This window comes from Streptomyces sp. NPDC090108 (genome assembly GCF_044747185.1).
GTDB lineage: Bacteria > Actinomycetota > Actinomycetes > Streptomycetales > Streptomycetaceae > Streptomyces.
Map to the genome: position 1 here is coordinate 402,846 of NZ_JBIVDQ010000004.1, position 26,975 is coordinate 429,820.

Genomic DNA, 26,975 nt, shown 5'->3' on the forward strand with positions numbered 1-26,975 from the left:
CGTCGCCCGGCCGGGACACACGCGAAGGCCCCCGCACGGTCGTGCGGGGGCCTTCGCGCACAGCGGCGGAAGGTGTTACGCCGGGACCGACGCCACGCCCGGGGCCAGGAACTTCTTGCCGTTCACCCGCTCCGAGACGCCCTCGCGGTCCAGGTACGGCGTGATGCCGCCCAGGTGGAAGGGCCAGCCGGCGCCCGTGATCAGGCAGAGGTCGATGTCCTGGGCCTCGGCGACGACGCCCTCGGCGAGCATCAGGCCGATCTCCTGGGCCACCGCGTCCAGGACGCGGGCGCGGACCTGCTCCTCCGTCAGGACGGTGTCGCCCTGCTTCAGCAGCGCCGCGACCTCGGGGTCGAGCTCGGGCTTGCCGCTGTCGTAGACGTAGAAGCCGCGCTTGCCGGCCTCGACGACCGCCTTGAGGTTCGGGGAGACCGTGAAGCGCTCCGGGAACGCGCCGTGCAGCGTCTCGGAGACGTGCAGGCCGATCGCCGGGCCGACCAGCTCCAGCAGCACCAGCGGGGACATCGGCAGGCCGAGCGGCTCGACGGCCTTCTCCGCGACCTCGACCGGGGTGCCCTCGTCGATGACGTTCTGGATCTCGCCCATGAAGCGGGTCAGGATGCGGTTCACGACGAACGCCGGGGCGTCCTTGACGAGGACCGCGGTCTTCTTCAGCTTCTTGGCGACACCGAACGCGGTGGCGAGCGCCGCGTCGTCGGTCTGCTCACCGCGGACGATCTCCAGCAGCGGCAGGATCGCGACGGGGTTGAAGAAGTGGAAGCCGACGACCCGCTCGGGGTGCTTCAGCTTCGACGCCATCTCCGACACCGACAGCGAGGAGGTGTTGGTGGCGAGGATCGCGTGCGCCGGGGCGACCGCCTCGACCTCCGCGAACACCTTCTGCTTGACGCCCATCTCCTCGAACACGGCCTCGATGATGAAGTCCGCGTCCGCGAAGCCCTCGGCCTTGTCCAGGACACCGGTGACCAGCGCCTTCAGGCGGTTGGCCTTGTCCTGGTTGATCCGGTGCTTGCCGAGCAGCTTGTCGATCTCGGCGTGGACGTAGCCCACACCCTTGTCGACGCGCTCCTGGTCGATGTCGGTCAGCACGACCGGCACCTCCAGGCGGCGCAGGAAGAGCAGCGCGAGCTGGGAGGCCATCAGACCGGCACCGACGACACCGACCTTGGTGACCGGGCGGGCCAGCGACTTGTCCGGGGCGCCGGCGGGGCGCTTGCCGCGCTTCTGCACCAGGTTGAACGCGTAGATGCCGGAGCGCAGTTCGCCGCCCATGATCAGGTCGGCGAGGGCCTGGTCCTCGGCGTCGAAGCCCTGCTGGAGGTCACCGTTCTTGGCGGCCTCGATGATGTCGAGGGCGCGGTAGGCGGCCGGGGCCGCGCCGTGCACCTTGGAGTCCGCGACGAAGCGGCCCTTGGCGACGGCCTGGTCCCAGGCCTCGCCGCGGTCGATCGCGGGACGCTCGACCGCGATCTCGTCCTTGAGGACCCGCGCGGTCCACAGCAGCGACTGCTCCAGGAAGTCGGCACCCTCGAACAGCGCGTCGGCGATGCCGAGTTCGAAGACCTGCTTGCCCTTGAGCTGCCTGTTCTGGTTCAGGCTGTTCTCGATGATGACCGAGACGGCCTTGTCGGCGCCGATCAGGTTCGGCAGCAGCGCGCAGCCGCCCCAGCCGGGTACCAGGCCGAGGAAGACCTCGGGCAGCGAGAACGCCGGGATCGCCTTGGAGACGGTCCGGTAGGTGCAGTGCAGGCCGACCTCGACGCCGCCGCCCATCGCCGCGCCGTTGTAGTAGGCGAAGGTGGGGACGGCGAGCTTCGACAGACGCTTGAAGACCTCGTGGCCGCCCTTGCCGATGGCGAGCGCGTCCTCGTGCCTCTTCAGCAGCTCGACACCCTTGAGGTCGGCGCCGACGGCGAAGATGAACGGCTTGCCGGTGATGCCGATACCGACGATCGCGCCGTCCGCGGCCTCCTTCTCGACCTGGTCGATCGCGGCGTTCAGGTTCGCCAGCGACGCCGGGCCGAAGGTGGTCGGCTTGGTGTGATCGAAGCCGTTGTCCAGCGTGATGAGCGCGAAGCGCCCGGCGCCGAAGGGCAGCTCGAAGTGACGGACGTGCGCGGAGGTCACGACCTCGTCCGGGAACAGCTCGGCCGCGCCCTTCAACAGTTCGGTGGTGGTGCTCACTTGTCCCCCTCGAAGTGCGGGTTCTCCCAGATGACCGTCGCGCCCATGCCGAAGCCGACACACATGGTGGTCAGGCCGTAGCGGACGTGCGGCTGCTCCTCGAACTGGCGGGCCAGCTGCGTCATCAGACGCACGCCCGAGGAGGCCAGCGGGTGACCGTAGGCGATCGCGCCGCCGTACTGGTTGACGCGCGCGTCGTCGTCCGCGATGCCGTAGTGCTCCAGGAAGGCCAGCACCTGGACGGCGAAGGCCTCGTTGATCTCGAAGAGGTCGATGTCCTCGATCGACAGCCCCGCCTGGGCGAGCGCCTTCTCCGTGGCCGGGATCGGGCCGTAGCCCATGACCTCCGGCTCGACGCCCGCGAAGGCGTAGGAGACCAGGCGCATCTTGACCGGCAGGCCGTTCTCGCGGGCGAAGTCCTCGCTCGCGATGATGGAGGCCGTGGCGCCGTCGTTCAGACCGGCCGCGTTGCCGGCGGTGACCCGGCCGTGCACGCGGAACGGCGTCTTCAGGCCCGCGAGGCTCTCCATGGTCGTACCCGGGCGCATCGGCTCGTCGGCCGTGACCATGCCCCAACCGGTCTCGCCGGCGTCCGCGTTGGTGCGGCGCACCGAGATCGGCACCAGGTCCTGCTGGATCTTGCCGTCGGCGTACGCCTTGGCGGCCTTCTCCTGCGAGCGCACGGCGTACTCGTCGGCGCGCTGCTTGGTGATCGTCGGGTAGCGGTCGTGCAGGTTCTCGGCGGTCATGCCCATGAACAGGGCGGACTCGTCGACCAGCTTCTCGCTGACGAAGCGCGGGTTCGGGTCGACGCCCTCGCCCATGGGGTGGCGGCCCATGTGCTCGACGCCACCGGCGATGACGGCGTCGTAGGCGCCGAAGGCGATCGAACCGGCGGTGGTCGTGACGGCGGTCAGGGCGCCGGCGCACATGCGGTCGATCGAGTAGCCGGGCACCGACTGCGGCAGGCCCGCGAGGATGCCGGCCGTACGGCCGAGGGTGAGGCCCTGGTCGCCGATCTGCGTGGTCGCGGCGATGGCGACCTCGTCGATCTTCTTCGGGTCCAGACCGGGGTTGCGGCGCAGCAGCTCCCGGATCGCCTTCACGACGAGGTCGTCGGCACGGGTCTCGTGGTAGATGCCCTTCGGGCCCGCCTTGCCGAACGGGGTGCGGACGCCGTCGACGAAGACGACGTCCCTGACGGTACGAGGCACGATGGCTCTCCTCCAGGGTGCGGGGTGGCACTGCTGCGGCACGCACATGCGCTGAGCGCGCGCTCAGGACCCATGCTACTTATGAGTAACGTAGCTGCACACCCCCACCCCGGGGAGCGGTGAACGTCACACGGGTGGACCCCCCCCGGGAGCTTGGCGCGAACTCGACGCCCCGCGGTGCGCCACCGTGCGGGAACGGGCCGGGCGGACGTACGCCCGAACGGGGGACGGCCTGCGCGGCGCCGGCGCGCGGGAACGCACGCGGGCCGGTCATGCCGTGGGTGTACGGCATGACCGGCCCGCGTCCGTCATGAGGGTCCCCGGGTCAGGCGCTCTCGGCGGAGAGCGCAGTGACCAGGACCGGGGTGACCAGCTCCACCTGCCAGGGGCGGGCCCCGAAGCCGGCGAGCGCGGCGGCCACGGCCGCGTGGTCGGCGGCCGGCGGCTCCCAGCAGACGCGCCGCACGGTGTCGGGGGACACCAGGTTCTCCTGGGGCATGTTCACCTTCTCGGCCAGTGCCGAGACCCCGGCCCGGGCCGCGGACAGCCGGGTCGCGGCGGCGGGGTCCTTGTCGGCCCAGGCCCGCGGCGGCGGCGGACCGGTGACCGGCTGGCCGGGCTGGGGCAGCGCGCTCTCGGGAAGCGCCTTGGCGCGGTCGACGGCCGCCTGCCACTGCTCCAGCTGCCGGCGGCCCGTCCGGTGCCCGAAGCCGTTCAGCGCCCCGAGCGCGGGCACGCCGGACGGCAGGGCGAGGGCGGCCTCCACGATCGCCGCGTCGCTCAGCACCTTGCCCGGGGACACGTCCCGCCGCTGGGCGATCCGGTCCCGGGTCTCCCACAGCTCGCGCACGACGGCCAGTTGCCGGCGCCGCCGCACCTTGTGCATGCCCGACGTGCGGCGCCAGGGGTCCTTGCGGGGCTCGGCCGGCGGGGCGGACGCGATCGCGTCGAACTCCTGCAGGGCCCACTCCAGCTTGCCCTGCCGGTCCAGCTCCTTCTCCAGCGCGTCGCGCAGGTCGACGAGGAGCTCGACGTCCAGCGCGGCGTAGCGCAGCCACGGCTCGGGCAGCGGGCGGGTCGACCAGTCGACGGCGGAGTGGCCCTTCTCCAGGACGAACCCGAGGACGTTCTCGACCATCGCGCCGAGACCGACCCGGGGGAACCCGGCGAGCCGTCCGGCCAGCTCGGTGTCGAACAGGCGGCTGGGCACCATGCCTATCTCGCGCAGGCAGGGCAGGTCCTGGGTGGCCGCGTGCAGCACCCACTCGACACCGGACAGCGCCTCGCCGAGACCGGAGAGGTCGGGGCAGGCGACGGGGTCGATCAGTGCGGAGCCCGCGCCCTCGCGGCGCAGCTGCACCAGGTAGGCCCGCTGGCCGTAGCGGTATCCGGAGGCGCGTTCGGCGTCGACGGCGACGGGGCCGGAGCCGGCGGCGAAGGCGGCGATCACCTCGGCGAGGGCGGCCGCGTCGGCGACCACCGGCGGAATGCCCTCGCGGGGTTCGAGCAGCGGAGTGGGCGCCTCCGTCAGAGAAGATCCGGCGTCGTCCGGAGGGGTGCCTCCGGGGATACGCGGGGAACTGTCTGCTGCGGTCTCTTGGGCGTCCGTCACCTGTCAAGGGTATCCGGGTCGGCACGGCGCCCGTCGCCGGAACGTTCCGTCGACGGGCGCCGCAGGGGTGTAAATCAGTCAGGCCGGTGAAACTTCGGCTTCACACGGGTGAAGTCGGGGTGGGGAAGGGCTCGTCCGGCACACCGGTTCAGTGGATGATCCCGGTGCGCAGGGCCACCGCCACCATGCCGGCGCGGTCGCCCGTGCCGAGCTTGCGGGCGATGCGGGCCAGGTGGCTCTTGACGGTCAGGGCGGACAGGCCCATGGAGACGCCGATCGCCTTGTTCGACTGTCCCTCGGCGACCAGGCGCAGCACCTCCACCTCGCGTCCGGACAGCTCGCGGTAGCCGCCCGGGTGGCTCGGGGCACCCGGGGGGCGGCGGTGCATACGGCCCGCGGCCCCGATGGGGGCGGCGCCGGGGCGGGTGGGGAGGCCGATGTTGGTGCGGGTGCCGGTGACGACGTAGCCCTTCACACCGCCGGCGAGGGCGTTGCGGACGGCGCCGATGTCGTCGGCGGCGGACAGTGCCAGGCCGTTGGGCCAGCCCGCGGCGCGGGTTTCGGACAGGAGGGTGAGGCCGGAGCCGTCGGGCAGGTGGACGTCGGCGACGCAGATGTCGCGGGGGTTGCCGATGCGGGGACGAGCCTCCGCGATGGACGAGGCCTCGATCACGTCGCGCACACCGAGCGCCCACAGGTGGCGGGTGACGGTGGAACGGACGCGGGGGTCGGCCACGACCACCATGGCGGTCGGCTTGTTCGGGCGGTAGGCGACCAGGCTTGCGGGCTGCTCGAGGAGAACGGACACCAGGCCTCCTGGGTGGGGGACGGGGCCGGCTTGTGGGGATGAAGCCGGGACGAACCGTGCTTTCAAGGTCACAGTCGTCTTCGGCAGCAAACCCGTCCGCCTTTAGAGAATGATCACGATCTAGTGAGTAACAATCCGTGCAATTCGGACACGCGATCGATCATCCGAAGATCGACTCGGTCCGGGCCGTTGCCATTCGGGTGCGGAATGTGGCCGTATCGACAAAGAGAGGGTCAATGAAACGATCACGAGGACTGACCCCCGTCGATGGATGGGTACACGTCACCGAGACGGCGGACCCTCGTACGGACCCGGGTCGCACGCCACGGACCTGACCACGGCCACGGACTCCGCCCGCCCGGACGGCAGGGCGGCATGGACGGCGGGGGCAGGGACGGCAGGGCGGCCCGGAAGGCAGGGGTCACGGACCGGGAACACGGTTCCCGCCTCCGGACACGCACCTTGCGCACCCGGGCACCTCGCGTATCCCGCGCACCCGGCGCGCCACGAGCCCCCGCGCACGCGGTCTCTCACGCGGTCTCAGCGGGACTGCGGGCCCCTGCGCTGCGGCAGCGTGACCACCGAGCCGTCGCCCGGACCGGCCGGCGGCAGTCCGCCGACCTGGGCCAGCAGATCGCACCAGGACGCCAGGTGCGCGGCGGTGTCCGGCACCCCGCCGCGCCCCTCCCGGGGCGTCCAGGACGCCCGGATCTCGATCTGCGAGGCGGGCGGCCGCTCGGACAGGCCGCCGAAGTAGTGCGACCCCGCACGCGTGACCGTGCCGCTCGGCTCGCCGCAGGCGAGCCCGCGGGACTGGAGCGCCCCGGTCAGCCACGACCAGCACACCTCGGGCAGCAGCGGATCGGCGGCCATCTCCGCCTCCAGCTCCGCCCGTACCAGCGTCACCAGCCGGAACGTCCCGCGCCAGGCGTCGTGCCCGGCCGGATCGTGCAGCAGCACCAGCCGCCCGTCGGCCAGCTCCTGCTCGCCGTCGGCCACCACGGCCTCCAGCGCGTACGCAAACGGCGCCAGCCGCTGCGGGGCCGGCGTCGGCTCCACCTCGACCTGCGGCCTCAGCCGCGCGGAGCGCAGCGCGTCCACCGCGGCACGGAACGCCGGCGGCACCGCATGAGCGGTGTCCTTCGCGTCGTCCATTCCGTCAGCGCCGTCCGACAGTCGTTCCTGAGCCGCAGCCATGCGGGGAAGAGTAAGGGGAAGCGGGCCCCCGCGCGGGGCAAGACACCCCCTGAGGGCGGCGGCACTTCTGTGGTCCGGACCGTGCGAGACTTGCCGACGTGAGTGCCAACGGAAGCCCCACGGGCCAGCAGCCGACCGCGACGTACGACAGCGCCTTCCTCAAGGCGTGCAGGCGTGAACCCGTACCGCACACCCCGGTGTGGTTCATGCGTCAGGCCGGCCGCTCCCTGCCCGAGTACCGCAAGGTGCGCGAGGGCATTCCGATGCTCGAGTCCTGCATGCGGCCCGAGCTGGTCACCGAGATCACGCTGCAGCCGGTGCGCCGGCACGACGTGGACGCCGCGATCTTCTTCAGCGACATCGTCGTCCCGCTCAAGGCCATCGGCATCGACCTCGACATCAAGCCCGGCGTCGGCCCGGTCGTCGAGAAGCCGGTCCGCACCCGCGCCGACCTCGCCCGGCTGCGCGACCTCACCCCCGAGGACGTGTCCTACGTCACCGAGGCGATCGGCATGCTCACCCGCGAGCTGGGCGGCACCCCGCTGATCGGTTTCGCCGGCGCCCCCTTCACCCTCGCGAGCTACCTCGTCGAGGGCGGACCGTCGCGCACGTACGAGAACGCCAAGGCGATGATGTACGGCGACCCCGAGCTGTGGGCCGACCTGCTGGACCGCCTCGCCGAGATCACCGCCGCCTTCCTGAAGGTGCAGATCGAGGCCGGCGCCTCCGCCGTCCAGCTGTTCGACTCCTGGGTCGGCGCGCTGGCCCCCGCCGACTACCGCCGCTCCGTGATGCCCGCCTCGGCGAAGGTGTTCGACGCCGTCTCGGGCTACGGCGTCCCGCGCATCCACTTCGGCGTCGGCACCGGCGAACTGCTCGGCCTCATGGGCGAGGCCGGCGCGGACGTCGTCGGCGTCGACTGGCGCATCCCGCTGGACGAGGCCGTCCACCGCGTCGGCCCCGGCAAGGCGCTCCAGGGCAACCTCGACCCAACGGTCCTGTTCACCGACAAGAACACCGTCGAGGCCAAGGCCCAGGCCGTGCTCGACTCCGCCGCCGGACTCGAGGGCCACGTCTTCAACCTCGGCCACGGCGTCATGCCCCACACCGACCCCGACGCGCTGACCCGCCTCGTGGACTACGTCCACACGCACAGCGCGCGCTGAGCGGAGCCGCTCACCACACCTGACGGGGCCGCGCCTGCCTGCCGAACAGCAGACGGCGCGGCTCCGGCGGTTCCGGGGTGCCGGCCTTGAGCGGCCAGGCGAGCAGCATGCCCGCCAGGAACCCGGCCACGTGCGCGGCGTACGCCACTGTGCCGGCGCCCGGGTCGTGGTGCCCGGAGGAGTTCACCGCCTGGAGCCCGAACCAGAAGCCCAGCACCACCCACGCGGGCAGCCGCAGCGGCAGGAAGACCAGGAACGGCACCAGGACCCAGACCCTGGCCCTCGGGTACAGCACCAGATAGGCGCCCAGCACCCCGGCGATCGCCCCCGACGCGCCGATCAGCGGTTCGGCCGAGCCGGCGTTGAGCAGCGCGAAGCCGTAACCGGCCGCGTAGCCGCAGACGACGTAGAAGAGGAAGAACCGGATGTGGCCCATCCGGTCCTCGACGTTGTTGCCGAAGATCAGCAGGAACAGCATGTTGCCCAGCAGGTGCACCCAGCCGGCGTGCAGGAACATGGCCGTGAACACCGACAGGGCGGGCGACTTGTCGTAGTCCGGCGGGCCCAGCACGCACCCCGGTCCGCGCGGCCCGACACCGACGTCGCCCGTCGGGACCGCCCGGGGCATCCGATGGTGGATCAGTTCGGCCGGGACCGCCGCGTAGTGGTCCACGAAGGCCTGGAGATGACAGAGCCGCGCCAGTTCGCTCCCCCCGGCCACGGTGTTGCCCGTGCCGGGGGTGATCAGGAAGACGAGGACGCTCGCGGCGATGAGGGCGTACGTCACATACGGGGTGCGACGCGCCGGATTCACGTCATGGACGGGTATGACCACACAGGACTACTGCCCCCGCCGGGACGGGTGAATCTGTGAACGCCGCCGCCGGATCGTGCGTATCCCCTGTCAACCGACGTGAGGACAGGCGATGAACGCGATGAACGCTCCGCAGGTTCCGGCGATGCACGCGACTCCCGACGGGGAGGCGGAGATCTCTCTGGTGGTGCGGCTGCCCTGGGAGGACGTCGCACGGCTCGGCCAGGAGGCGGGCCGGCTCGCCGCCCAGATGCAGCGTCCGGTGACGCTGGACGAGGCGGTGAGCCACCGGCTGCGCTCCGCCCGGCCGTCCGCGACGCACGCGCGGCCCGCGGGGGAGCAGCCCTCGCCCGTCGCCTCCAGCGGGTCCGTCGCCTCGCTGCCGCGGATCAGCGGAACGGCCTGACGGCAGGCACCCGGTTCCCCGTGAGGCGCTCCTGAACGCCTGCCCCGTACGGGCGTTCAGGAGCCCGCCGCGCGGACCGCCGCCGTCGCCTTCCGCGCCGCCACCAGGACCGGGTCCCAGACCGGCGAGAAGGGCGGAGCGTACCCCAGGTCCAGGCTCGTCATCTGCTCCACCGTCATCCGCGCGGTCAGGGCCACCGCCGCGATGTCGACCCGCTTGCCCGCCCCCTCCCGGCCGACGATCTGCACGCCCAGCAGCCGGCCGGTGCGGCGCTCGGCGAGCATCTTGACCGTCATGGGCGCGGCGCCGGGGTAGTAGCCGGCCCGGCTGGTCGACTCGACGGTGACGGACACGTACCGCAGGCCGGCGCGGTCGGCGTCCTTCCCGCGCAGCCCGGTGCGGGCGATCTCCAGGTCGCAGACCTTGCTGACCGCCGTGCCGACGACCCCCGGGAAGGTCGCGTAACCCCCGCCCGCGTTGGTGCCGATGACCTGGCCGTGCTTGTTGGCGTGGGTGCCGAGCGGCACGTACTGCTCCTGCCCCGAGACCAGGTTCAGCACCTCGACGCAGTCGCCGCCCGCCCAGATGTCCTCGTGGCCGCGCACCCGCATCGCGAGGTCGGTGAGCAGGCCGCCGCGCGCGCCCACCGGCAGCCCCGCCGCGGCCGCGAGACCGGTCTCGGGGCGGACCCCGATGCCGAGGACGACGACGTCCGCCGGGAACTCCCCGCTGTCGGTGGCCACCGCGCGGACCCGCCCGTCGTCGCCGGTCAGCACCCCGGTGACCTCGGTGCCGTCCACCATGGTGATGCCCAGGCCCTCCATCGCCCGGCGCACCAGCCGGCCCATGTCCGGGTCCAGGGTCGCCATGGGCTCGCCGCCGCGGTTGACGACCGTCACCTCGAAGCCGCGCCGGATCAGGGCCTCCGCCATCTCCACCCCGATGTAGCCCGCCCCGACGACCACCGCGCGCCGGCCACGCGTGCGTGCCAGCGTGTCGAGCAGCGCCTGTCCGTCGCCCAGGGTCTGCACGCCGTGCACCCCGGGGGCGTCCATCCCCGGCATCGCGGGGCGGACCGGCCGGGCACCGGTGGCGATGACCAGCTTGTCGTACGGCGTCCAGGACCCGGTGCCGGAACCGGCCTCACGCGCGCGTACCCGCCGCCGCTCCACGTCGATCTCCGTGACCTCGGTGCGCAGCCGCAGGTCGATCCCGCGCGCGCGGTGCTCCTCGGGCGTGCGGGCGATCAGTTCGTCGCGTCCGGCGACGTCACCCGCCACCCAGTACGGGATCCCGCACGCCGAGAAGGAGGTGAAGTCACCGCGCTCGAAGGCCACGATCTCCAGCTCGTCCGGGCCCCGCAGCCGGCGCGCCTGCGACGCCGCGGACATCCCCGCCGCGTCGCCGCCGATCACCACCAGCCGCTCCCTGCCGTCCCTGCCGCTCCCGCGCTCTCCGTCGCCCCGGCCGTCCCTGCCGCCCCGCCCACCGCTCATGGTCATGCGAACACGCTACGGGGCGGCTCCACTTCACGTCCGGTCCGGACCCGGCACCGGGGGCGCCTGGGGCAGCGGGGCGGGAGCGAGGGGAGCGCCGGGCGCGGGCGCCGGGTCCGGGCGGCGCGGCAGCCGCGGGCGGACGACCCGCAGCCACAGCCACACCAGCACGCCCGCGGACACGGCGAACGGCAGGGCCGCGCCCAGCGCGAGGGCGAACCAGCGCAGCATCGCGACGAACACGTGCCAGCCGCCCGACAGGGCGTCCAGGAATCCCGGGGTGCCGTCCGCCGCGTGCGTCCGCGCCGGCTTCGCGGACAGCGACAGGGTGATGGTCGCCAGGTCCACGCGGTCCTTCAGGGACGCCTGCCGGGCCAGCAGCGCCTCCAGATCGGCCTCGCGGCGGCCCAGCTCTCCCTCCAGGGCGACGACATCGCTCAACTTCTCCGCCCGGCCCATCAGTTCGCGCACCCGGGCGACGCTCGCCCGCTGGGACCTGACCCGGCTGTCCACGTCCACGACCTCGTCGGTGACGTCCTGCGCCCGCGCGGTGCGCTCGACGAGCCGGCCGGCGCCCTGGAGGCCGGACATGACCTCCTCGTACTTCGCGGCCGGGACGCGCAGCACGACCCGGGTCCGCTCGTGCCCGTCCGGGTCCCGCCCGGTGCTCTCCTCGCCGACGTAGCCGCCCGCGCCCTCCACGGCCGTGCGGGCGTCCGCCAGGGCCTTCTGCACGTCCGCGACCTGGACGGTCAGCGAGGCCGTGCGGATGACGGCGTCCGGCGCGGGCCGCGGGGTGCCGGCGGTGGACGCCGCGCCCTCCGCGCCGCCGCCCGCCCGCCGGTCCGCGCCGCCGCCGGCACCCGCCCGCTGGTCCGAGCGGCCGGCGGCGGACTTGCCGGAGTCGCCCGACGAACCGCCCGAACCGCCCGGGGCGCCGCATCCGGCGAGCGCGAGGGACGCGGCGAGCAGCACGCCCGCCAGAGCCCGGACGGATCTCGTGGAACGTGGTGCGCGCATGGGCCGACCCCCGGGAGATGTGATGTCGTCACCTGTTGGACGCGCGAACCCCGGTGGACGTCGGCTCCCGGGGATCCCGATGCGGTCACGGTCCGGGCACGGCACGGACACCGGGCCCGCGCGGGAGTGCCGGCGAGGTCTGGGAGAGTGGGGGGTATGAGCACAACGGGTACGGGCACGGGCCATGTCGTCGTCATCGGAGCCGGCATCGCCGGGCTGGCCGCCGCGCACCGGCTGCTGGAGCGCGGGTCGCGGGTGACGGTGCTGGAGGCCTCCGACCGGGTCGGCGGCAAGCTGCTGCCCGGTGAGATCGCGGGCGTCCGGGTGGACCTCGGCGCCGAGTCGATGCTCGCCCGCCGCCCCGAGGCGGTGGCCCTCGCGCGCGCGGCCGGCCTCGCGGACAGCCTTCGGACCCCGGCCACCGCGTCCGCCTCGATCTGGACCCGCGGCGCCCTGCGCCCCATGCCCAAGGGGCATGTGATGGGCGTGCCCGGCACCGCGTCCGCGCTGGCCGGGGTGCTGTCCGACGAGGGACTCGCCCGCATCGGACGCGACGCGGAGCTGCCCCGCACGGAGATCGGCGAGGACGTCGCCGTCGGGGAGTACGTGGCGGCGCGACTCGGCCGCGAGGTCGTCGACCGGCTGGTCGAGCCCCTCCTCGGCGGGGTGTACGCGGGCGACGCGTACGGCATCTCGATGCGCTCGGCCGTCCCGCAGCTCTTCGAGGCCGCCCGCGCCCACGACTCCCTCACGGAGGCCGTCCGCGCCATCCAGGCCAGGGCCGCCGCGCACCAGCAGACCGGCCCGGTGTTCATGGGCATCGAGGGCGGCGTCGGACGGCTGCCGCTCGCGGTCGCCGGGTCCGTGCGCGCCCGCGGCGGCGAGATCCTCACCGGGACACCGGTACGGGAGCTGCGCCGGGTCGCGGAGCCGGGAGCCCCGGGCGCGGACACCCCCGCGCCCGGCGGCTGGCGGATCGTGGCCGGAGACCGGGTGCTGCACGCGGACGCCGTCGTCCTCGCCGTCCCCGCGCGCGCGGCCGCCGGCCTGCTGCGCGCCGAGTCACCGGCCGCCGCGGCCGAACTCGCCGCCGTCGAGTACGCCTCCATGGCCCTGATCACCCTCGCCTACCGCCGCACCGGCCTCGCCCTGCCCGAGGGCAGCGGCTTCCTCGTACCCCCCGTCGACGGCCGGACCATCAAGGCCTCGACGTTCGCCTCCCAGAAGTGGGGCTGGATCGCCGAGGACGACCCGGACGTGGTCGTCCTGCGTACCTCCGTGGGCCGCCACGGCGAGACCGAGGTGCTCGGGCGCGAGGACGCCGACCTCGTCGAGATCTCCCGGCACGACCTGCGCGAGGCCACCGGCCTGGACGCCGTCCCCCTCGCCACCCGCGTCACCCGCTGGACCGACGGCCTGCCGCAGTACCCGGTCGGCCACCACGCGCGCGTGGCCCGGATCCGCGCACACGTCGCCGGGCTCCCCGGCCTCGCGGTCTGCGGAGCCCCGTACGACGGCGTCGGCATCCCGGCCTGCATCGCGAGCGCCGACGCCGCCGTGGACCAGCTGGGCGGTGACCTGGACGGTGTCCGCAGACTCACCGCCGCCCCGGTGCAGAGCCTGCACGGCGGAGCGGGAGAATAGGGGCCATGAGTGACGACGCCCCCACCACCGAGTCCGGCAGGATCCCGAACAAGGGCAAGCTGGCCAAGGACCTGAACGAGGTCATCCGCTACACCCTGTGGTCGGTCTTCAAGCTGAAGGACGTGCTGCCCGAGGACCGCGCCGGTTACGCCGACGAGGTCCAGGAGCTGTTCGACCAGCTCGCCGCCAAGGACGTGACCGTCCGCGGCACCTACGACCTCTCCGGTCTGCGCGCCGACGCCGACCTCATGATCTGGTGGCACGCCGAGACCGCCGACCAGCTCCAGGAGGCGTACAACCTCTTCCGCCGCACCCGGCTGGGCCGCGCCCTGGAGCCGGTGTGGTCGAACATGGCGCTGCACCGCCCCGCCGAGTTCAACCGCTCGCACATCCCGGCGTTCCTCGCCGACGAGACGCCGCGCGACTACGTCAGCGTCTACCCCTTCGTGCGCTCCTACGACTGGTACCTGCTGCCCGACGAGGACCGCCGGCGCATGCTCGCCGACCACGGCAAGATGGCCCGCGGCTACCCGGACGTGCGCGCCAACACGGTCGCCTCGTTCTCGCTCGGCGACTACGAGTGGCTGCTGGCCTTCGAGGCCGACGAGCTGTACCGCATCGTCGACCTCATGCGTCACCTGCGCGCCTCCGAGGCCCGCATGCACGTCCGCGAGGAAGTCCCGTTCTACACGGGCCGCCGCAAGTCCGTGGCCGAGCTGGTCGCCGGTCTCGCCTGAGGCCCCGAGGGGCCGTCCGCGAACCGGACGGCCCCGCGCCGGTGGTGCTCAGGACCGCCCGGAGGCCGCGGTCCGCTCGCCCTTGCCCTTGAGGGCGTCCCGGGGGCTCTGCGCGGAGCCGCGACCGGCCGGCCCGTCCGGCAGCGGCTCCGTGCGCGGCCCGCAGGCGGCGCGCCGCGCGGGCAGCCGGCCCTCCAGCAGATAGGCGTCCAGGTGGGCGTTGACGCACGCGTTCGGGCCGCCCGCGATCCCGTGCGTGCCCGCGTCCCGTTCGGTGACCAGCACCGAGCCCGACAGGCGCCGGTTCATCTCCAGCGCCCCCGCGTACGGCGCGGCCGCGTCCCGCTCGGCCGCCAGGATCAGCACGGCGGGCAGCTCACCGGGACCGGTGCGGACGTCCAGCGGCTGCTGCCGGGGCGCCGGCCAGTAGGCGCAGGGCAGGTTCGTCCACGCGTTGTCCCAGGTCTCGAAGGGCGCCACCCGCGCCAGCCGGGTGTTGTCGCGGTCCCAGACCTTCCAGTCCGTCGGCCAGGGCGCGTCGTTGCACTCGACGGCCGTGTACACCGCGCTGCCGTTCTCCGCCTCGGCGGCCATGCCGGGGCTCGGCACGGCAAGGCCGATCAGGGGTTTCGCGTCGCCCTTCAGATACGCCGAGAGCGCCGCCGCCCGGCTCGGCCAGAAGTCGTCGTAGTACCCGGCCATCAGGAACGTGTTCTGCAGCTGGCCCGGACCGACCTTCCCGCCCGCCGCCTCCGCCGCCAGCCGGCGGGCCGCGGTGTCGTAGGCGGCCTGCACCTTCTCCGCCGTGTTCCCGAGCCCGTACACGTCGTCGTGGCGGGCGGCCCACTCGCGGAAGTCCGCCCAGCGGCCCTCGAACGCCGCCGACTGGGCGAGGTTGTCGCGGTACCAGACCTGGGCCGGGTCCGGGTCGACCGCCGAGTCCAGCACCATGCGCCTGAGGTGCGAGGGGAACAGGGTGCCGTACACCGCGCCGAGGTAGGTGCCGTACGACGCGCCCATGAACGTCAGCCGGTCCTCGCCGAGCGCGGCCCGCAGGACGTCCAGGTCGCGGGCGTTGTTCAGGGAGTTGAAGAAGCGCAGCCCGCTTCCCGACCGCTCGGCGCAGCCGCGCGCGTACGCCTTCGCCCGCGTGATGCGCTCCCGCTTGTACGCCTCCGTCGGGTGGACCGGCGCCTGTGTGGGCGCCTTGAAGAACCGGGCGGGGTCCTCGCAGGACAGCGGGGCCGAACGCTCCACGCCGCGGGGCGCGTAGCCGATCAGGTCGTAGGCGGCCGCGATCCGCTTCCACTGCGGCACCACGCCGATCATCGGGAAGGCCATGCCGGAGGCGCCGGGACCGCCCGGGTTGTAGACGAGGGCCCCCTGTCTCGGCACCCTGCGCTTGCTGTTGCGCGGGTCCTTCCCGGTGGCCGGCATCCGGCTGACCGTCAGCTCGATCCGCCTGCCGGAGGGGTGCGCGTAGTCCAGCGGCACGCTGACCGTGCCGCACCTCATGCCGGACGGTGCCGGCAGGTCGGCGGGGCAGGCGCCGAAGGCGACACCGGTCCGCCGGGCCCGCGCCGCGGCCTCCGCGCTCCCGCGCGCCTCGGCCGCGGCACTCGCACCCGGCACGCCGGTCCTTGCGGGCGCGTGGGGCACGGCGGGTGCCGGGGCAGCGGCCAGCGTGGTGAGGAGCAAGGACCCGGCGGCCGAGTACAGGACGGCAGCTCTCATCGCGTATCCCTTCGGTGCGCGGGGGCGATGGCACGGCTGCCACCGCCCGGCGACAACAGAAGGGATGTTTCAAAGGGCCGAGGGCCAAGGCAAGCACCGGCAGGCCGGTGTCGGCCCCAATGCCCCCCGTGCGCCCCCTGGGAGACGCCGGGAGACGCTCCCTGAAGCGGCGTTCACTCCCGCCAGGGCTGGTCGCGGGGCGTGAAGGCCGCCCGCAGCGCCGGTTCGCCGATCGCGCGGATGCCCCTGACCGCGACCGAGGTGAGGAAGGAACGCTCGTCACCGCCGCCGTCATCGCCTCCGTCACCGGTCCGGCGGTTCTTCAGGGCGCCGAGCAGCCGCTGCCCGGCCGGGGAGGCCCAGCGGGTGGGGGAGTGCCCCTCGAACCGGGCGATGGCCAGACCGCTCAGCGTGAGGAGGAGAGGCAGCGCGAACCACAGGCACATCAGCGAGCGCGGCGTCCCGGTCCCGTCGGGCAGCAGCAGGGCGGCGGCGCCCAGCGCGAGCACGACCGGCACGGTGGCGCGCACCTGGCGCAGTCCGGCCGCCACGGTCTCCGGCGCGCCCTCCGGTATCGCGAGCCCGGCGCGCACCAGATCGTCCGCGAGCGTGCGTACGGCCTCCGTCCCGGACGCGGCGGCCCGGACGGGCGCGATCAGGGACTGTCCGCCGGGTCCTATCGCGCCGATGACCGACCGCTCCATCTCGTCGTGGCCCCGGGGGTCGACGACGGTGGCCCAGCCGGTGTGCGCGAGCAGCAGCCGGCGCTGGCGGGCCATGGAGACCATGGTCAGATCGGCGACCCGGGTGGGGCCGCCGGACAGGAACGCGGCCTCGTACAGCGTCAGATCGTGCCCGCGGCCCGACGCCGCGGCCTCCCGGTCGGCGGCCGCCGTACGCATGGCGGCCAGGCACAGACGGGCGCACGCGAACCCGGCCGAGGCCCAGGCCAGGACGAGGAGAAGGACCCAGAACATGACGTGTTTCTATGTCAGCGGCCCGCTGAACGCCATGCCTTGTTCAGTATCCGGACAGAGTGTTGCCGGTATGTGACGTTCCGTTTTCTTCGCAGGTCAACCGGTGCCGTCCGGCGGGGTGTTCGAGGGAGACGGCGCGGGCGCGACCGGCACGGCGTCGGAGGGATCGACGGCGGCGGGCGAGGGCACGGGGGTGGGGGAGACGGCCAGGTCCCTGGCGAGCGCGGAGAAGTCGACGTATCCCGTCGCCTCCAGGACCCTGATGTGGTCCAGCACGGTCGCGTTCGCGTCGTCGGCGAGGTCGCGCACCAGCGAGTTCTGGGTGCCCGCGCGGACCTGGGCGACCAGGGAGAACACCCGGCCGTGCGCGAGCCGCAGGATGCCCGCGAACTGCCGGTCGAAGTCCTGGCCCTGGGCCGAGCGCAGGGTCGCGAGCCACTGCTTCTGCTGCTCGTTGGGCTCGTTCGGCAACGGCACCCCGAGCTGCCCCGCGACGGTGCGGACATGGGTGTCCAGGGTGGTGTGCCCGTCGATCAGATGCTGTCCCGCGTCGCGTACGGCCTGGGTGGTCCCCTTCTGCCGCGCCAGCTCCCCGGCGGGCAGTTCCCACAGCCCCGCCAGGCGGACCTTGGTGACGAAGTCCCGGTCCTGGTCGGACAGCGGGCCGAACGGGGTCGTCACGGTCCGCGCGCTCAGCGTGCTCGCGCTCGCCGTGTCCGGACGGTCCGCGTACGACCAGAGCGGATAGAGCAGCGCGACGGCCGTCGCGGCCAGGGCCGCGATGACGAGTCCGGTGCCGTTGAACATGCCCCGGCCTTCGATGGGGGGCCGTGGTCGCCGTCGCATGGTGCCTCCTGCACACCGCACCACGGAATCGGTGGGTGCGATCGGCATATTACGCGGCGGCGCTGTGGAGGGCGCGGCCGCGTGGGGGGCGGAGGGCGCGGCCGCGTGGGGCGGAGGACGCGGCTCACGCCCCGCGCAGCAGCACCTTGCGTGCCGCCCGCACGGCCGGGCCGGGGACGCGCGGGGCCGGCCCCGCGCGGTCCAGCCACCAGGCACGCAGATGCCGGTGGATCCTCGGTGCCAACGGGTCCTCCTTCCGCAGGAGTTGCCCCGCGAAGTCCAGCGCGTCCTGGCGGTAGCCGCCGTCCATGGGGCGGGTCCGGGCGTAGGCGAGGAACCGCTCCCGGTACTCCGCACCGAGGATGACCGGCAGTTCGGGGGCCACCTTCGCCACCACGTCCGCCCGCTTCGCCGCCAGGGACCTGGCCTGCACCCGCATCCGGACACGGTCGAAGCCCTCCGGCACCGGAGTCCCGGCCACCAGCGAGGACAGCACCGCGGCCTGCGCGACACCGAGACGCTGCCGGGCCGCGGTGGTGCCGGTACCGGCGGGGGTCGGGGCCGTACCGGCCGGGGTGCCTCCCGTACCGGTCCGGCGGCCGCCCGTGGTGGCCGTGGCGGCGGTGACGGGGGTGTCGGCCGTGCTCGTCGTGGTGGCGGTGACGGGGGTGTCGGCCGTGCTCGTCGTGGTGGCGGCGGTGGCGGGGGTGTCTGCCGCGCGGCGGCCCGCGTCGACGGCGTCGCGGATCGCGCTCAGCTCGCTTTCCAGCTCGGCCGGTTCCGGGAAGTTCTCGTCCCGTTCCAGCAGGACCCCGGGCGGTGCGGCCCGGCCGGCCAGAGCGGTCAGGATGTCCAGGACCTCGCGGGGCACGGGGTGGGCGTGGCTGTCGTGCCAGACGCCGTCGCGCGCGAAGCCGCCCGCCACATGGACGTACGCGAGGGCCTCCACGGGGAGACGGGCGAGCGCCTCGGCCGGGTCCTCGCCCCGGTTGACGTGGTTGGTGTGGAGGTTGGCCACGTCGACGAGCAGGCGTACGCCGGTCCGCTCGGCCAGTTCGGACAGGAACTCCCCCTCCGTCATCTCCTCGCCCGGCCAGGAGAAGAGCGCGGCGATGTTCTCCAGCGCCAGCGGCACGGGCAGCGACTCCTGCGCGATGCGCACGTTCTCGCACAGCACGTCGAGCGCGTCCCGGGTGCGCGGCACCGGCAGCAGGTGGCCCGCCTCCAGCCCCGGGGAGGCGGTGAGCGGGCCGCCGGCCCGGACGAACGCGATGTGTTCGGTGACCAGCGGCGCGCCGAGCGCCTCCACCCGCTCGGCCAGCGCCGCGAGCCGTCCCTCGTCGGGCCGGTCCGCGCCGCCGAGGCCGAGGGAGACGCCGTGCGGGATCACCGTCACCCCGCGCTCGCGCAACCTCAGCAGCGACTCCGGGAGATGGCCGGGGCAGACGTTCTCCGCCACGACCTCCACCCAGTCGATCCCCGGCATGCGTTCCACGGCGTCCGCGATCTCCGGCCGCCAGCCGATCCCCGTGCCCAGTCGCAGCATGCCCCGTCCCCCCTCGTGCCCGAATGCCGGGGGTATGACCCCGGACGCCCCCGCCGAACCCCTCTCAGAGGAACATTTGAGCTTCGGGAACCGGAGGAGGCCGACGACCGGACGGTCCAGCGGGAGCGGGAGCGGGAGCGGGGGTCGGTGCAGGTGCGGGCCGGTCCGGCGCGGTGTCCGGCCGGTTCGGCGCAGGGTTCGGCCGGTCTAGCGCAGGGCCCGGCCGGTCCGGCGCAGGGCGGGGTGGTCGGCGACGACCGTGCTGGAGCCCGGTGCGATCTCCGTGAAACCGGCGTCCCGCACCAGCGGCAGCCCCGCGGAGGTGAGCTCGCGCCACTCGTCGGGGCCCGCCGTGCGCACCGCCAGCGGGAAGCCGGCCTCGCGCCACGCCGCGCGCTCCTCGTCGGACAGCGCCCACCAGGCCAGCTGGGCGCCGTGCCCCGCCTGGGCCATCGTCTTGCCGGCCGACATCTCCAGATCGGGGTTCAGCCACAGCACGGGCGTACCGGGAGCGGCCCCGGCGGGCGGCTCGGGATCGTCCAGCTCCGTGCCCGACACCTGGAGCTTGACCAGGTCCTTGGGCCAGCCGTCCAGCGGCACCGGCGGGAAGATCCGCACCTCGGCGGACCTGCCGGTGACCGTGATGCCGGGCAGCGCCTCGGCGCGCCGCCACTCGGCGCCCCTGGCCCGTCGTACGACCTTGCGGATGCGGGCGTCCTCCCAGTCCTGGACGGCCTGGGCCCACTCGCCCTCGCCCAGTGCCCGCTCGTCGCTGAGCATCAGCAGGACCGCGCGCGCGGCGGTCTCCAGCGCGTCGGTGCGGGCGGGCGGCGCGTCCCGCTCGATCCGTACGACGAGGGGGAGCACGAACTGCGGCGACTCGTCGCGCGGACTGCGTTCGGACTGGAAGGGGCTGTCACCGGGGGCGGCTGGGATCTGACTCACGAGAACCCAGCCTACGAGTTCCGCGACGGACCCCGGCACGCCGGCCGCCCGCCCGGACTCCGTCCCCGGCACGTCGGCCGCTTGCCTGGACCTCGTCCCCGGCACGCCGGCCGCCCGCCCGGACCTCGTCCTGGCGCGTTCACCGCCTGCCGCTCACCCCGAGCAGGCGGTGCGCTGCGCTTCCTGCCATTCGCACACCGGGCACAGGGTGATGCCCCGGTGCGACTCCGGGTACTCGGTGGGCTTCCCGCACAGCACGCAATCGGCGTACGCCGGGGAGCCGGAGCCGGACGCCCCGGTGGTCCCGCTCGCCCCGGTGTTCCCGGTTGCCGCCGCGGGCCCGGCCGTTCCGGTGTTCTCGGTCATGACTCCAGCGTAGGCCGGTCACCGGCGGCCGGGCCGCGCCGGGTCACCGGTGGCCGGCGGTCTCGCCGATCAGCTCGGAGACCTTCACGAACCGGTAGCCCTGCCTGCGCAGTTCCGGCACGATCGCGCGGACGACGCGCTCGGTGGTCGGGGCCGCGCTGCGGGTGCAGTGCATGATGACCACCGACCCGGGCTTCACGCCGTCCAGCACCTGCCGGGTGACCGCGTCGGCGTCGGTGGCGAACGCGTCGCCGCTCACCACGTCCCACTGCACGGCCGTGACACCGAGCGCGCCGAGCGCCTTCCGCGACCGGTCGTCGTAACAGCCGCCGGGGAAACGGAAGTACGGCATCGGGTGCGCGACGCCCGCCTTGCGCAGGGCCGTGTACGCGCGCTCGACGTCCGACTTCATGTGATCGGCGTCGACGGTCGGCAGGCCGTAGCAGTCGGGGGTGAAGGAGTAGTGGCTGAAGGAGTGGTTGGCCACCTCGAACTGTTTGTCGGCGCCGAGGGAGCGGGCCTGCGCCGGGTACTGCTCGGCCCAGCGGCCGGTCATGAAGACGGTCGCCGGGACCTTCAGCGTGCGCAGCGCGTCGATGAGGGCGGGGTTGTCGAAGTGCTCGCCGGATGCGGCGCGGTCCCCCTCGTCGGCGGTCATGTCGGCGTCGAAGGTCAGGGCGACGGTCTTGCCCAGGGTGCGAGGTCCGTGCTCGAACACCGGGGTGAGGCCGCCCGGGCCCTGGGCGAGGACCGGCGGGCGGGAGGCGGACGGGGACGCGGCGGGGGCTGCTGCCCCGGAGCGGGCCGGGTGCGCGGTGCCGGACGTGCCCGCGGAACCGCAGGCGGCCAGGACCGCGCCCATGGCGCAGACGGCGGTGATTCGGCATGCGTGTGTCATCACCGTACGAAAGTAGGTCTGAAAATCAGTTTGTATGTATATATGCCGACCGACGCGGCGATACGGTCACCCGCACGGCGGCTCGACGCGCGGGCCCCGAGCCCCGTACAAGCACCGTGGCGCGTCGTCGGATCCGGCGTGCCCCGCATCTAGACCGGTTCCCTGGGGCCGCCCGTCCCCTCAGGCTCTCCGGAGTCCCGCGGGGTTCCGGCCTCCGTCGGTCCGTCGATGTCCGTCAGTGCGCCGACGGTCCGCAGGTCCTCGGCCTCTCCCGGCCCCACGGTCCCGTTCAGGCCGTGCCGCTCCTGCGGGCCGTCCGCCCTCCCCGGAGCCGGAGCCGGGGTCGGGGTCGGGATCCCGGGCGGGGCGGCCGACGGCTGTGCCGGCACCTGCTCGGGGGGCACCGCGCGGGCGGTCCCGTCGAGCTCCGGGCCCGCCGGCTGCGCGCCCCTCTCCAGGAAGCGCAGCAGCTCCACCGGGATCGGCAGGACCAGCGTGGAGTTCCGTTCCGCCGCCACCGCCATCACCGTCTGCAGCAGCCTCAGCTGGAGCGCGGCCGGCGTGTCCGACATCTGCTGCGCCGCCTCCGCCAGCTTCTTCGAGGCCTGGAGTTCCGCGTCCGCGTTGATGATCCGGGCCCGCCGCTCGCGGTCGGCCTCGGCCTGGCGGGCCATGGACCGCTTCATCGTGTCCGGCAGGGACACGTCCTTGATCTCCACGCGGTCGACCTGGATGCCCCAGCCGACGGCCGGGCTGTCGATCATCAGCTCCAGCCCCTGGTTCAGCTGCTCGCGGTTGGACAGCAGATCGTCCAGGTCGCTCTTGCCGATGATCGACCGCAGTGACGTCTGCGCCATCTGCGAGACCGCGAACTTGTAGTCCTCCACCTTCACCAGCGCGCTCGCCGCGTCGACCACCCGGAAGTAGACGACCGCGTCCACGCGCACGGTGACGTTGTCCCGGGTGATGCCCTCCTGGGCGGGGATGGGCATCGTCACGATCTGCATGTTCACCTTGTGCAGCCGGTCCACGAACGGGATCACCAGGGTCAGCCCCGGTGTCCGCACGTCCCCCGCGAGCCGTCCGAGCCGGAACAGCACGCCCCGCTCGTACTGCTTGACCACGCGCGCGGCCGCCGCCAGATACACGAGACCGGCGCAGCCCACACCCGCCGCGACCCCGACCAGTTCCTGAAGCATGGTGCCCCCCTCAACGCCGAGAGGTCCGCTCTGTCCTTGTCTGCAACGATATGCCCGGCCCGGGGGTACGGGCCAAGAGCCGTCGTGGACGGTGCGGGGCGGACGCCGGAGCCGGGGCGCGCATCGGGCCAGGGCGTGCACCGGGCCAGGACGTACACCGGGCCGGGGCGTACACCGGAGCCGGTGCGGCTCCGCGTCACGCGGACCCGCACCGGCCCGGGGTCAGGGCACGGCTCTCACGGCACAGCTCTCACGGCGCGGCTCCCACGGCCCGGGGTCAGGGCCGCGGGAGGGGCGCCGTGACCCGTACCGGCTCGGTGCCGGCCGCGCTGTGCCGCCCGGCCCAGTTCTCCAGGGCCGTACGGCAGGCGTGGTCCAGGTGGTGCAGGCCGGACAGGTCCAGGCGCACGGGGCGGTCCTGTGGCAGCGACTCCAGGCTGTCGAGGATCTTGGGCAGCCGCAGGAAGGTCGCGTTGCCCGAGAGATGGGCCTCGACCGGGCCCGCGCCCTTGTCGACGACCTCCAGCCGGAGGTGCGAGGCCTCCCAGGCGGTCTTGACGACGGCGAGCGCGAGGCCGATCAGCACTCCCTCGAACATGCTGACCGCGACGATCGACACGGCGGTGACGGCCAGCACCAGGGCCTCGCCCCGGTGCTCGCGCCAGAGCGCCCCCAGTGTCCGCACCGGCACCAGTCTGGCGCCGGAGTGGAGCAGGATCCCGGCGAGGGCCGGCAGCGGGATCCACGCCAGCACGTCCGGCAGCAGCGCGGCGAACAGCAGCAGCCAGACGCCGTGCAGCACGCGGGAGGCCTTCGTACGCGCCCCCGCCTGCACGTTGGCCGCGCTGCGGACGATCACCGCGGTCATCGGCAGCGCGCCGAGCAGTCCGCAGACGCTGTTGCCCGCGCCCTGGGCGATCAGCTCCCTGTCGTAGGCGGTGCGCGGTCCGTCGTGCAGCCGGTCCACGGCCGCCGCGCTGAACAGCGACTCGGCCGACGCGATCAGCGTGAACGCCACGACCGTGCCGACCGCTCCGGCGGAGGCCAGGCCGGCGAGGGAATCCGCCGACGGCGGCTTGACCGAGTCCAGCAGTCCGCTCACCTCGACGGTGGCCACCGGCAGATCCAGTACGAGCGCCGCCAGCGCGGCGAGGACCACCGCGGCCAGCGGGCCCGGCACCGTGCGCACCCTCGCCGGCGTGCGCCGCCACAGGACCAGGACGGCGACCGTGCCCGCGCACAGGGCGAGCGAGGCGAGCGCCCGCCCGTCGCCCGTCGCGTGCAGGAGCGCCCGGGGCAGGCCGGCCAGCTTGGCGAGGCCGGAGCCGGGGGCCTCCGCGGCCATGGCCGGGTAGAGCTGGCCGGCTATCAGGACCAGGCCGATCCCGGCCAGCATCCCCTCCACCACCGACACCGAGATGGCCCGGAAGTACCGGCCGAGCCTCAGCAGGCCCATGAGGATCTGGAGCACACCGGTGACCAGCACGATCGCGCCGAGCGCCGGCAGCCCGAACTCCTGGACCGCCTCGTAGACGAGCACGGTCAGCCCGGCCGCCGGGCCGGACACCTGGAGGCTGCTGCCGCGCATCAGCCCGGTGACGAGACCGCCCACGATGCCGGTGACGAGGCCCAGTTCGGCCGGGACGCCGGACGCGACGGCCACGCCCACGCAGAGCGGGAGCGCCACCAGGAAGACGACGAGGGAGGCGGCGAAGTCCTGCCGCAGGTGCGGCGCGCGGGATATGAGGCCCTTCGTGGCCGTCGGCGCGCTCACAGGGCTTCGAAGGTGTCGGTGTGCGGGCGGTACGCCCGTACGGCGCCGGTGTGCACCTCGTAGTACCAGCCGTGCAGGGCGAGCAGGCCCTGTGCCAGCCTCCGCTCGACGCACGGGTACGAGCGCAGCCGCAGCAGCTGGGTCAGGACGTGGCTCCGCACGCCCTCGGCGACCTCCGGGTCCTCGGCCGCGCCCGCGGGCCGCGGCGCGGCCTGCGCCAGCCAGTCCCGGACGGCGGGTACGGCGTCCAGGTCGTCGCCGCGCACCAGCGCGCCGACGGCCCCGCAGTGCGAGTGACCGCAGACGACGATGTCGCGGACGCCGAGCACCTCCACGGCGTACTCGACGGTGGCGGCCTCGCCGGTGGGGTGCTGCGAGGCGTACGGCGGGACGATGTTGCCCGCGGTGCGCAGCTCGAAGAGCTCGCCGGGGCGGGCGCCCGTGATCAGCGCCGGGACGACCCGGGAATCGGAGCAGGTGATGAACAGGACCTGCGGGGACTGGCCTTTCGCGAGTTCGGCGAACTCCTCGGGGCGCTGTCCGAAGGTGCGAGCGTTGTCGATGAGGGGCTGCATGGTGTGTGGACTCCTCCTGGCGCGCCTCGACGGCGCGTCGGGCCTGCACGACGGTCGTGGGGGGAGAGGAAGCCGCTCCTCAGCAGCGGAAGACCTGAAGGGCTGCCGGAGCGGGAACTCTGACGGATCTCGTGTCGCGGCGGTGCGGAGCGCCGGATGCGGCCGGCGGGTGCGCGGGGGCCGGCCGCCGGGATATGGGCGGGCGCTCCGGGGCCTGCGCGGAGTCGGTGGCGCGGTGCCGGTGGCGGGCGTGCGCGGGGCCCGCGGGCGCTGGGGAGTGGTCGGCTTCCCGGAGCAGGTCCGTTCCGCCGCCCGACGGTTGTCCCGGGAGCACGATTCCGGTCGTGGTCCTGGCCTTCGCCTCACCGAGCGTATGCGCGGCCGCGAAGTTTCCCGTGGGTGCGAAGTACAGCAGGGCGAGCAAAGTGGCGAACAGCAGGGCGAGCGCGGCCTTGGGTGTCTCACCTCGGAACATGCGCCCCCCTTCGCTCTCCCGCACTCCCCGTCCACGCCAAGCATTGGTCAATGGATGGTCAAGAAAGAGCGTAACCCCGCAAAGCCCTTTGCAGGGTTAACGGAGGGTTACGTGCGCAAGAGAGGGCAAAAAGTGCGGTTGTCGTGGCCGGAATCAGCCGTTGACGCACGGGGGCTGACCGATGGTCAGCCCCGCTCCGGCGTGCCGCGGTTCAGGAGCCGACGAGGCCCTTCGCGTCCCGGGCGAGCGCGGTGAGCCGCGATATCGCGCGGAAGTACTTCTTCCGGTAGCCGCCGTTCAGCATCTCCTCGCTGAACAGCCGGTCGAAGGGGAGTCCCGAGGCCAGCACCGGGATCTCCCGGTCGTACAGCCGGTCCGCGAGGACCACCAGCCGCAGCGCCGTCGACTGGTCCGGCACCGGCGTCACGTCGGTGAGGCACACGGCCTTCACGTCGTCGGTCAGCGCGCCGTACCGGCTCGGGTGCACCTTGGCCAGGTGCTCCAGCAGGTGCGGGAAGTCGTCCAGCGAGGCGCCGTCGGTCGTGTACGCCGCCTTCGTCACCTGCTCGTCGGAGAACGGCGCCGGAGCCTCGGGCAGACCGCGGTGGCGGTAGTCCTGGCCGTCGATGCGCAGGGGGCGGAAGTGGGCGGACAGGCCCTGGATCTCGCGCAGGAAGTCGGCGGCCGCGAACCGGCCCTCGCCCAGCTTGCCGGGCAGCGTGTTGGAGGTGGCGGCGAGCGCCACGCCCGCCTCGACCAGGCGGCCGAGCAGACTGGAGACGAGGACGGTGTCACCGGGATCGTCCAGCTCGAACTCGTCGATGCACAGCAGGCTGTGGCCCGAGAGTGTCTGCACCGTCTGCTGGAAGCCCAGGGCCCCCACCAGGTTGGTCAGCTCCACGAACGTGCCGAACGCCTTGCGGGAGGACTCGGCGGGGGTCGCGTGCCAGAGGGAGGCGAGCAGGTGGGTCTTGCCGACGCCGTAGCCGCCGTCCAGGTAGACGCCGCGGGGCCCGGCCGGGACCTTCGGCGCCTTGGCCCTGCCGAACCCGAGGAAGCCGCGCCTGCCGGCGCCGGAGGCGTGGGCGCCGCCGAGTCCGGTCGCGAAGCCCTCCAGGACCTGGACCGCCTGGGTCTGGCTGGGCTGGCCGGGGTCCGGGATGTAGGTGGCGAAACGCACCGAGTCGAAGCGCGGCGGTGGCACCATCTCGGCGACCAGCCGGTCGGCGGGGACGCGCGGCTCGCGCTCGCACAGGGACAGCGGACCGGCTTCGGTCACTGGGGTGGCTCCGGAGGCGCTGGGGGAGGACGACACAGTCAC

The 26,975-nt window shown here is 73.6% G+C and carries 24 protein-coding genes; 4 read left to right on the forward strand and 20 right to left on the reverse strand.

From position 1 onward, the window contains the following. Positions 1 to 75: 75 nt before the first annotated feature. From ACIPRD_RS16635 to ACIPRD_RS16655, 5 genes are all read right to left on the reverse strand, one after another. On the reverse strand, positions 76 to 2,205 hold the full coding sequence (locus ACIPRD_RS16635; protein WP_401563663.1) for a 3-hydroxyacyl-CoA dehydrogenase NAD-binding domain-containing protein: 2,130 nt from the start codon (positions 2,203 to 2,205) through the stop codon (positions 76 to 78). Beyond that, complete coding sequence (locus tag ACIPRD_RS16640) at positions 2,202 to 3,419, reverse strand: acetyl-CoA C-acyltransferase (RefSeq protein ID WP_356405816.1); 1,218 nt, start codon at positions 3,417 to 3,419, stop codon at positions 2,202 to 2,204. The genes ACIPRD_RS16635 and ACIPRD_RS16640 overlap by 4 nt, the downstream gene beginning before the upstream one ends. Before the next feature lie 325 nt (positions 3,420 to 3,744). After that, positions 3,745 to 5,031: a ribonuclease D gene (locus ACIPRD_RS16645; RefSeq protein WP_401563666.1), complete on the reverse strand. Its 1,287-nt coding sequence runs from the start codon at positions 5,029 to 5,031 to the stop codon at positions 3,745 to 3,747. Positions 5,032 to 5,179: 148 nt separating this feature from the next. Then, entirely contained in the window at positions 5,180 to 5,839 is a 660-nt protein-coding gene (locus ACIPRD_RS16650) for a response regulator transcription factor (RefSeq protein ID WP_356405812.1), read from the reverse strand. Positions 5,840 to 6,379: 540 nt separating this feature from the next. Next, positions 6,380 to 7,036 (reverse strand): DUF3000 domain-containing protein, encoded by a 657-nt coding sequence (locus tag ACIPRD_RS16655; RefSeq protein ID WP_401563668.1) that lies wholly within the window; start codon positions 7,034 to 7,036, stop codon positions 6,380 to 6,382. Between the two features lie 98 nt (positions 7,037 to 7,134). On the opposite strand from ACIPRD_RS16655, the gene hemE reads away from it, so the two are divergent. Continuing rightward, positions 7,135 to 8,202, forward strand: coding sequence for a uroporphyrinogen decarboxylase (gene hemE, locus ACIPRD_RS16660; protein WP_356405808.1), 1,068 nt, complete (start codon positions 7,135 to 7,137; stop codon positions 8,200 to 8,202). Between the two features lie 10 nt (positions 8,203 to 8,212). Here the strand turns inward: hemE and ACIPRD_RS16665 are convergent, their stop codons facing one another. Further along, on the reverse strand, positions 8,213 to 9,037 hold the full coding sequence (locus ACIPRD_RS16665) for a rhomboid family intramembrane serine protease (protein WP_401563673.1): 825 nt from the start codon (positions 9,035 to 9,037) through the stop codon (positions 8,213 to 8,215). 100 nt (positions 9,038 to 9,137) lie between these two features. On the opposite strand from ACIPRD_RS16665, the gene ACIPRD_RS16670 reads away from it, so the two are divergent. Then, positions 9,138 to 9,422, forward strand: a complete 285-nt coding sequence (locus tag ACIPRD_RS16670; RefSeq protein WP_356406038.1) for a hypothetical protein — start codon at positions 9,138 to 9,140, stop codon at positions 9,420 to 9,422. A 56-nt stretch (positions 9,423 to 9,478) separates the two neighbouring features. Here ACIPRD_RS16670 and ACIPRD_RS16675 read toward each other — a convergent pair whose 3' ends face one another. Beyond that, positions 9,479 to 10,918 (reverse strand): FAD-dependent oxidoreductase, encoded by a 1,440-nt coding sequence (locus ACIPRD_RS16675; RefSeq protein ID WP_401564183.1) that lies wholly within the window; start codon positions 10,916 to 10,918, stop codon positions 9,479 to 9,481. 33 nt (positions 10,919 to 10,951) lie between these two features. Next, positions 10,952 to 11,938: a DUF4349 domain-containing protein gene (locus ACIPRD_RS16680; protein ID WP_401563676.1), complete on the reverse strand. Its 987-nt coding sequence runs from the start codon at positions 11,936 to 11,938 to the stop codon at positions 10,952 to 10,954. Positions 11,939 to 12,094: 156 nt separating this feature from the next. Between ACIPRD_RS16680 and hemG the strand changes: the two genes are divergently transcribed. After that, complete coding sequence (hemG, locus tag ACIPRD_RS16685) at positions 12,095 to 13,582, forward strand: protoporphyrinogen oxidase (RefSeq protein WP_356405802.1); 1,488 nt, start codon at positions 12,095 to 12,097, stop codon at positions 13,580 to 13,582. A 5-nt stretch (positions 13,583 to 13,587) separates the two neighbouring features. After that, a complete protein-coding gene (gene hemQ / locus ACIPRD_RS16690) occupies positions 13,588 to 14,319 on the forward strand; it encodes a hydrogen peroxide-dependent heme synthase (RefSeq protein ID WP_356405800.1) in 732 nt (243 codons plus the stop codon). Between the two features lie 48 nt (positions 14,320 to 14,367). Here hemQ and ACIPRD_RS16695 read toward each other — a convergent pair whose 3' ends face one another. The 12 genes from ACIPRD_RS16695 to zapE all read right to left on the reverse strand — a co-directional run bounded on the left by ACIPRD_RS16695 (position 14,368) and on the right by zapE (position 26,969). Beyond that, complete coding sequence (locus ACIPRD_RS16695; RefSeq protein ID WP_401563680.1) at positions 14,368 to 16,053, reverse strand: alpha/beta hydrolase; 1,686 nt, start codon at positions 16,051 to 16,053, stop codon at positions 14,368 to 14,370. 173 nt (positions 16,054 to 16,226) lie between these two features. Beyond that, positions 16,227 to 17,030, reverse strand: coding sequence for a TIGR04222 domain-containing membrane protein (locus tag ACIPRD_RS16700; RefSeq protein ID WP_401563683.1), 804 nt, complete (start codon positions 17,028 to 17,030; stop codon positions 16,227 to 16,229). A gap of 96 nt (positions 17,031 to 17,126) precedes the next feature. Continuing rightward, positions 17,127 to 17,876: a DUF4142 domain-containing protein gene (locus ACIPRD_RS16705; RefSeq protein WP_356405794.1), complete on the reverse strand. Its 750-nt coding sequence runs from the start codon at positions 17,874 to 17,876 to the stop codon at positions 17,127 to 17,129. A gap of 124 nt (positions 17,877 to 18,000) precedes the next feature. Next, positions 18,001 to 19,422, reverse strand: a complete 1,422-nt coding sequence (locus tag ACIPRD_RS16710; protein ID WP_401563686.1) for a DUF692 domain-containing protein — start codon at positions 19,420 to 19,422, stop codon at positions 18,001 to 18,003. A 207-nt stretch (positions 19,423 to 19,629) separates the two neighbouring features. After that, a complete protein-coding gene (locus tag ACIPRD_RS16715; RefSeq protein WP_401563689.1) occupies positions 19,630 to 20,367 on the reverse strand; it encodes an aminoacyl-tRNA hydrolase in 738 nt (245 codons plus the stop codon). A 153-nt stretch (positions 20,368 to 20,520) separates the two neighbouring features. Next, positions 20,521 to 20,733: a hypothetical protein gene (locus tag ACIPRD_RS16720; protein ID WP_401563692.1), complete on the reverse strand. Its 213-nt coding sequence runs from the start codon at positions 20,731 to 20,733 to the stop codon at positions 20,521 to 20,523. A 43-nt stretch (positions 20,734 to 20,776) separates the two neighbouring features. After that, the gene (locus tag ACIPRD_RS16725) at positions 20,777 to 21,631 is read right to left on the reverse strand and encodes a polysaccharide deacetylase family protein (protein ID WP_401563695.1); all 855 of its coding nucleotides are present in this window, start codon (positions 21,629 to 21,631) and stop codon (positions 20,777 to 20,779) included. A 149-nt stretch (positions 21,632 to 21,780) separates the two neighbouring features. Continuing rightward, positions 21,781 to 22,830, reverse strand: coding sequence for a slipin family protein (locus ACIPRD_RS16730; protein ID WP_401563697.1), 1,050 nt, complete (start codon positions 22,828 to 22,830; stop codon positions 21,781 to 21,783). 277 nt (positions 22,831 to 23,107) lie between these two features. After that, on the reverse strand, positions 23,108 to 24,604 hold the full coding sequence (locus ACIPRD_RS16735; protein ID WP_401563700.1) for a SulP family inorganic anion transporter: 1,497 nt from the start codon (positions 24,602 to 24,604) through the stop codon (positions 23,108 to 23,110). After that, the gene (locus ACIPRD_RS16740; RefSeq protein WP_356405780.1) at positions 24,601 to 25,179 is read right to left on the reverse strand and encodes a carbonic anhydrase; all 579 of its coding nucleotides are present in this window, start codon (positions 25,177 to 25,179) and stop codon (positions 24,601 to 24,603) included. The genes ACIPRD_RS16735 and ACIPRD_RS16740 overlap by 4 nt, the downstream gene beginning before the upstream one ends. A gap of 79 nt (positions 25,180 to 25,258) precedes the next feature. Next, complete coding sequence (locus tag ACIPRD_RS16745) at positions 25,259 to 25,654, reverse strand: hypothetical protein (protein ID WP_401563703.1); 396 nt, start codon at positions 25,652 to 25,654, stop codon at positions 25,259 to 25,261. A gap of 211 nt (positions 25,655 to 25,865) precedes the next feature. Continuing rightward, positions 25,866 to 26,969 carry a cell division protein ZapE gene (gene zapE / locus ACIPRD_RS16750; protein ID WP_401563705.1) on the reverse strand — a complete coding sequence of 368 codons (1,104 nt, stop codon included), beginning with the start codon at positions 26,967 to 26,969 and terminating at the stop codon, positions 25,866 to 25,868. Positions 26,970 to 26,975 lie beyond the last annotated feature (6 nt).

What these genes read in the sequence shown, in the direction of transcription:
- ACIPRD_RS16655 (WP_401563668.1), bottom strand. Translation starts at nt 7,036, where the DNA reads ATGGCTGCGGCTCAGGAACGACTGTCGGACGGCGCTGACGGAATGGAC.
- ACIPRD_RS16670 (WP_356406038.1), top strand. Translation starts at nt 9,138, where the DNA reads ATGAACGCTCCGCAGGTTCCGGCGATGCACGCGACTCCCGACGGGGAG.
- ACIPRD_RS16675 (WP_401564183.1), bottom strand. Translation starts at nt 10,918, where the DNA reads ATGAGCGGTGGGCGGGGCGGCAGGGACGGCCGGGGCGACGGAGAGCGC.
- ACIPRD_RS16680 (WP_401563676.1), bottom strand. Translation starts at nt 11,938, where the DNA reads ATGCGCGCACCACGTTCCACGAGATCCGTCCGGGCTCTGGCGGGCGTG.
- hemG (WP_356405802.1), top strand. Translation starts at nt 12,095, where the DNA reads ATGAGCACAACGGGTACGGGCACGGGCCATGTCGTCGTCATCGGAGCC.
- hemQ (WP_356405800.1), top strand. Translation starts at nt 13,588, where the DNA reads ATGAGTGACGACGCCCCCACCACCGAGTCCGGCAGGATCCCGAACAAG.
- ACIPRD_RS16695 (WP_401563680.1), bottom strand. Translation starts at nt 16,053, where the DNA reads ATGAGAGCTGCCGTCCTGTACTCGGCCGCCGGGTCCTTGCTCCTCACC.
- ACIPRD_RS16700 (WP_401563683.1), bottom strand. Translation starts at nt 17,030, where the DNA reads ATGTTCTGGGTCCTTCTCCTCGTCCTGGCCTGGGCCTCGGCCGGGTTC.
- ACIPRD_RS16705 (WP_356405794.1), bottom strand. Translation starts at nt 17,876, where the DNA reads ATGCGACGGCGACCACGGCCCCCCATCGAAGGCCGGGGCATGTTCAAC.
- ACIPRD_RS16710 (WP_401563686.1), bottom strand. Translation starts at nt 19,422, where the DNA reads ATGCTGCGACTGGGCACGGGGATCGGCTGGCGGCCGGAGATCGCGGAC.
- ACIPRD_RS16720 (WP_401563692.1), bottom strand. Translation starts at nt 20,733, where the DNA reads ATGACCGAGAACACCGGAACGGCCGGGCCCGCGGCGGCAACCGGGAAC.
- ACIPRD_RS16725 (WP_401563695.1), bottom strand. Translation starts at nt 21,631, where the DNA reads ATGACACACGCATGCCGAATCACCGCCGTCTGCGCCATGGGCGCGGTC.
- ACIPRD_RS16730 (WP_401563697.1), bottom strand. Translation starts at nt 22,830, where the DNA reads ATGCTTCAGGAACTGGTCGGGGTCGCGGCGGGTGTGGGCTGCGCCGGT.
- ACIPRD_RS16740 (WP_356405780.1), bottom strand. Translation starts at nt 25,179, where the DNA reads ATGCAGCCCCTCATCGACAACGCTCGCACCTTCGGACAGCGCCCCGAG.
- ACIPRD_RS16745 (WP_401563703.1), bottom strand. Translation starts at nt 25,654, where the DNA reads ATGTTCCGAGGTGAGACACCCAAGGCCGCGCTCGCCCTGCTGTTCGCC.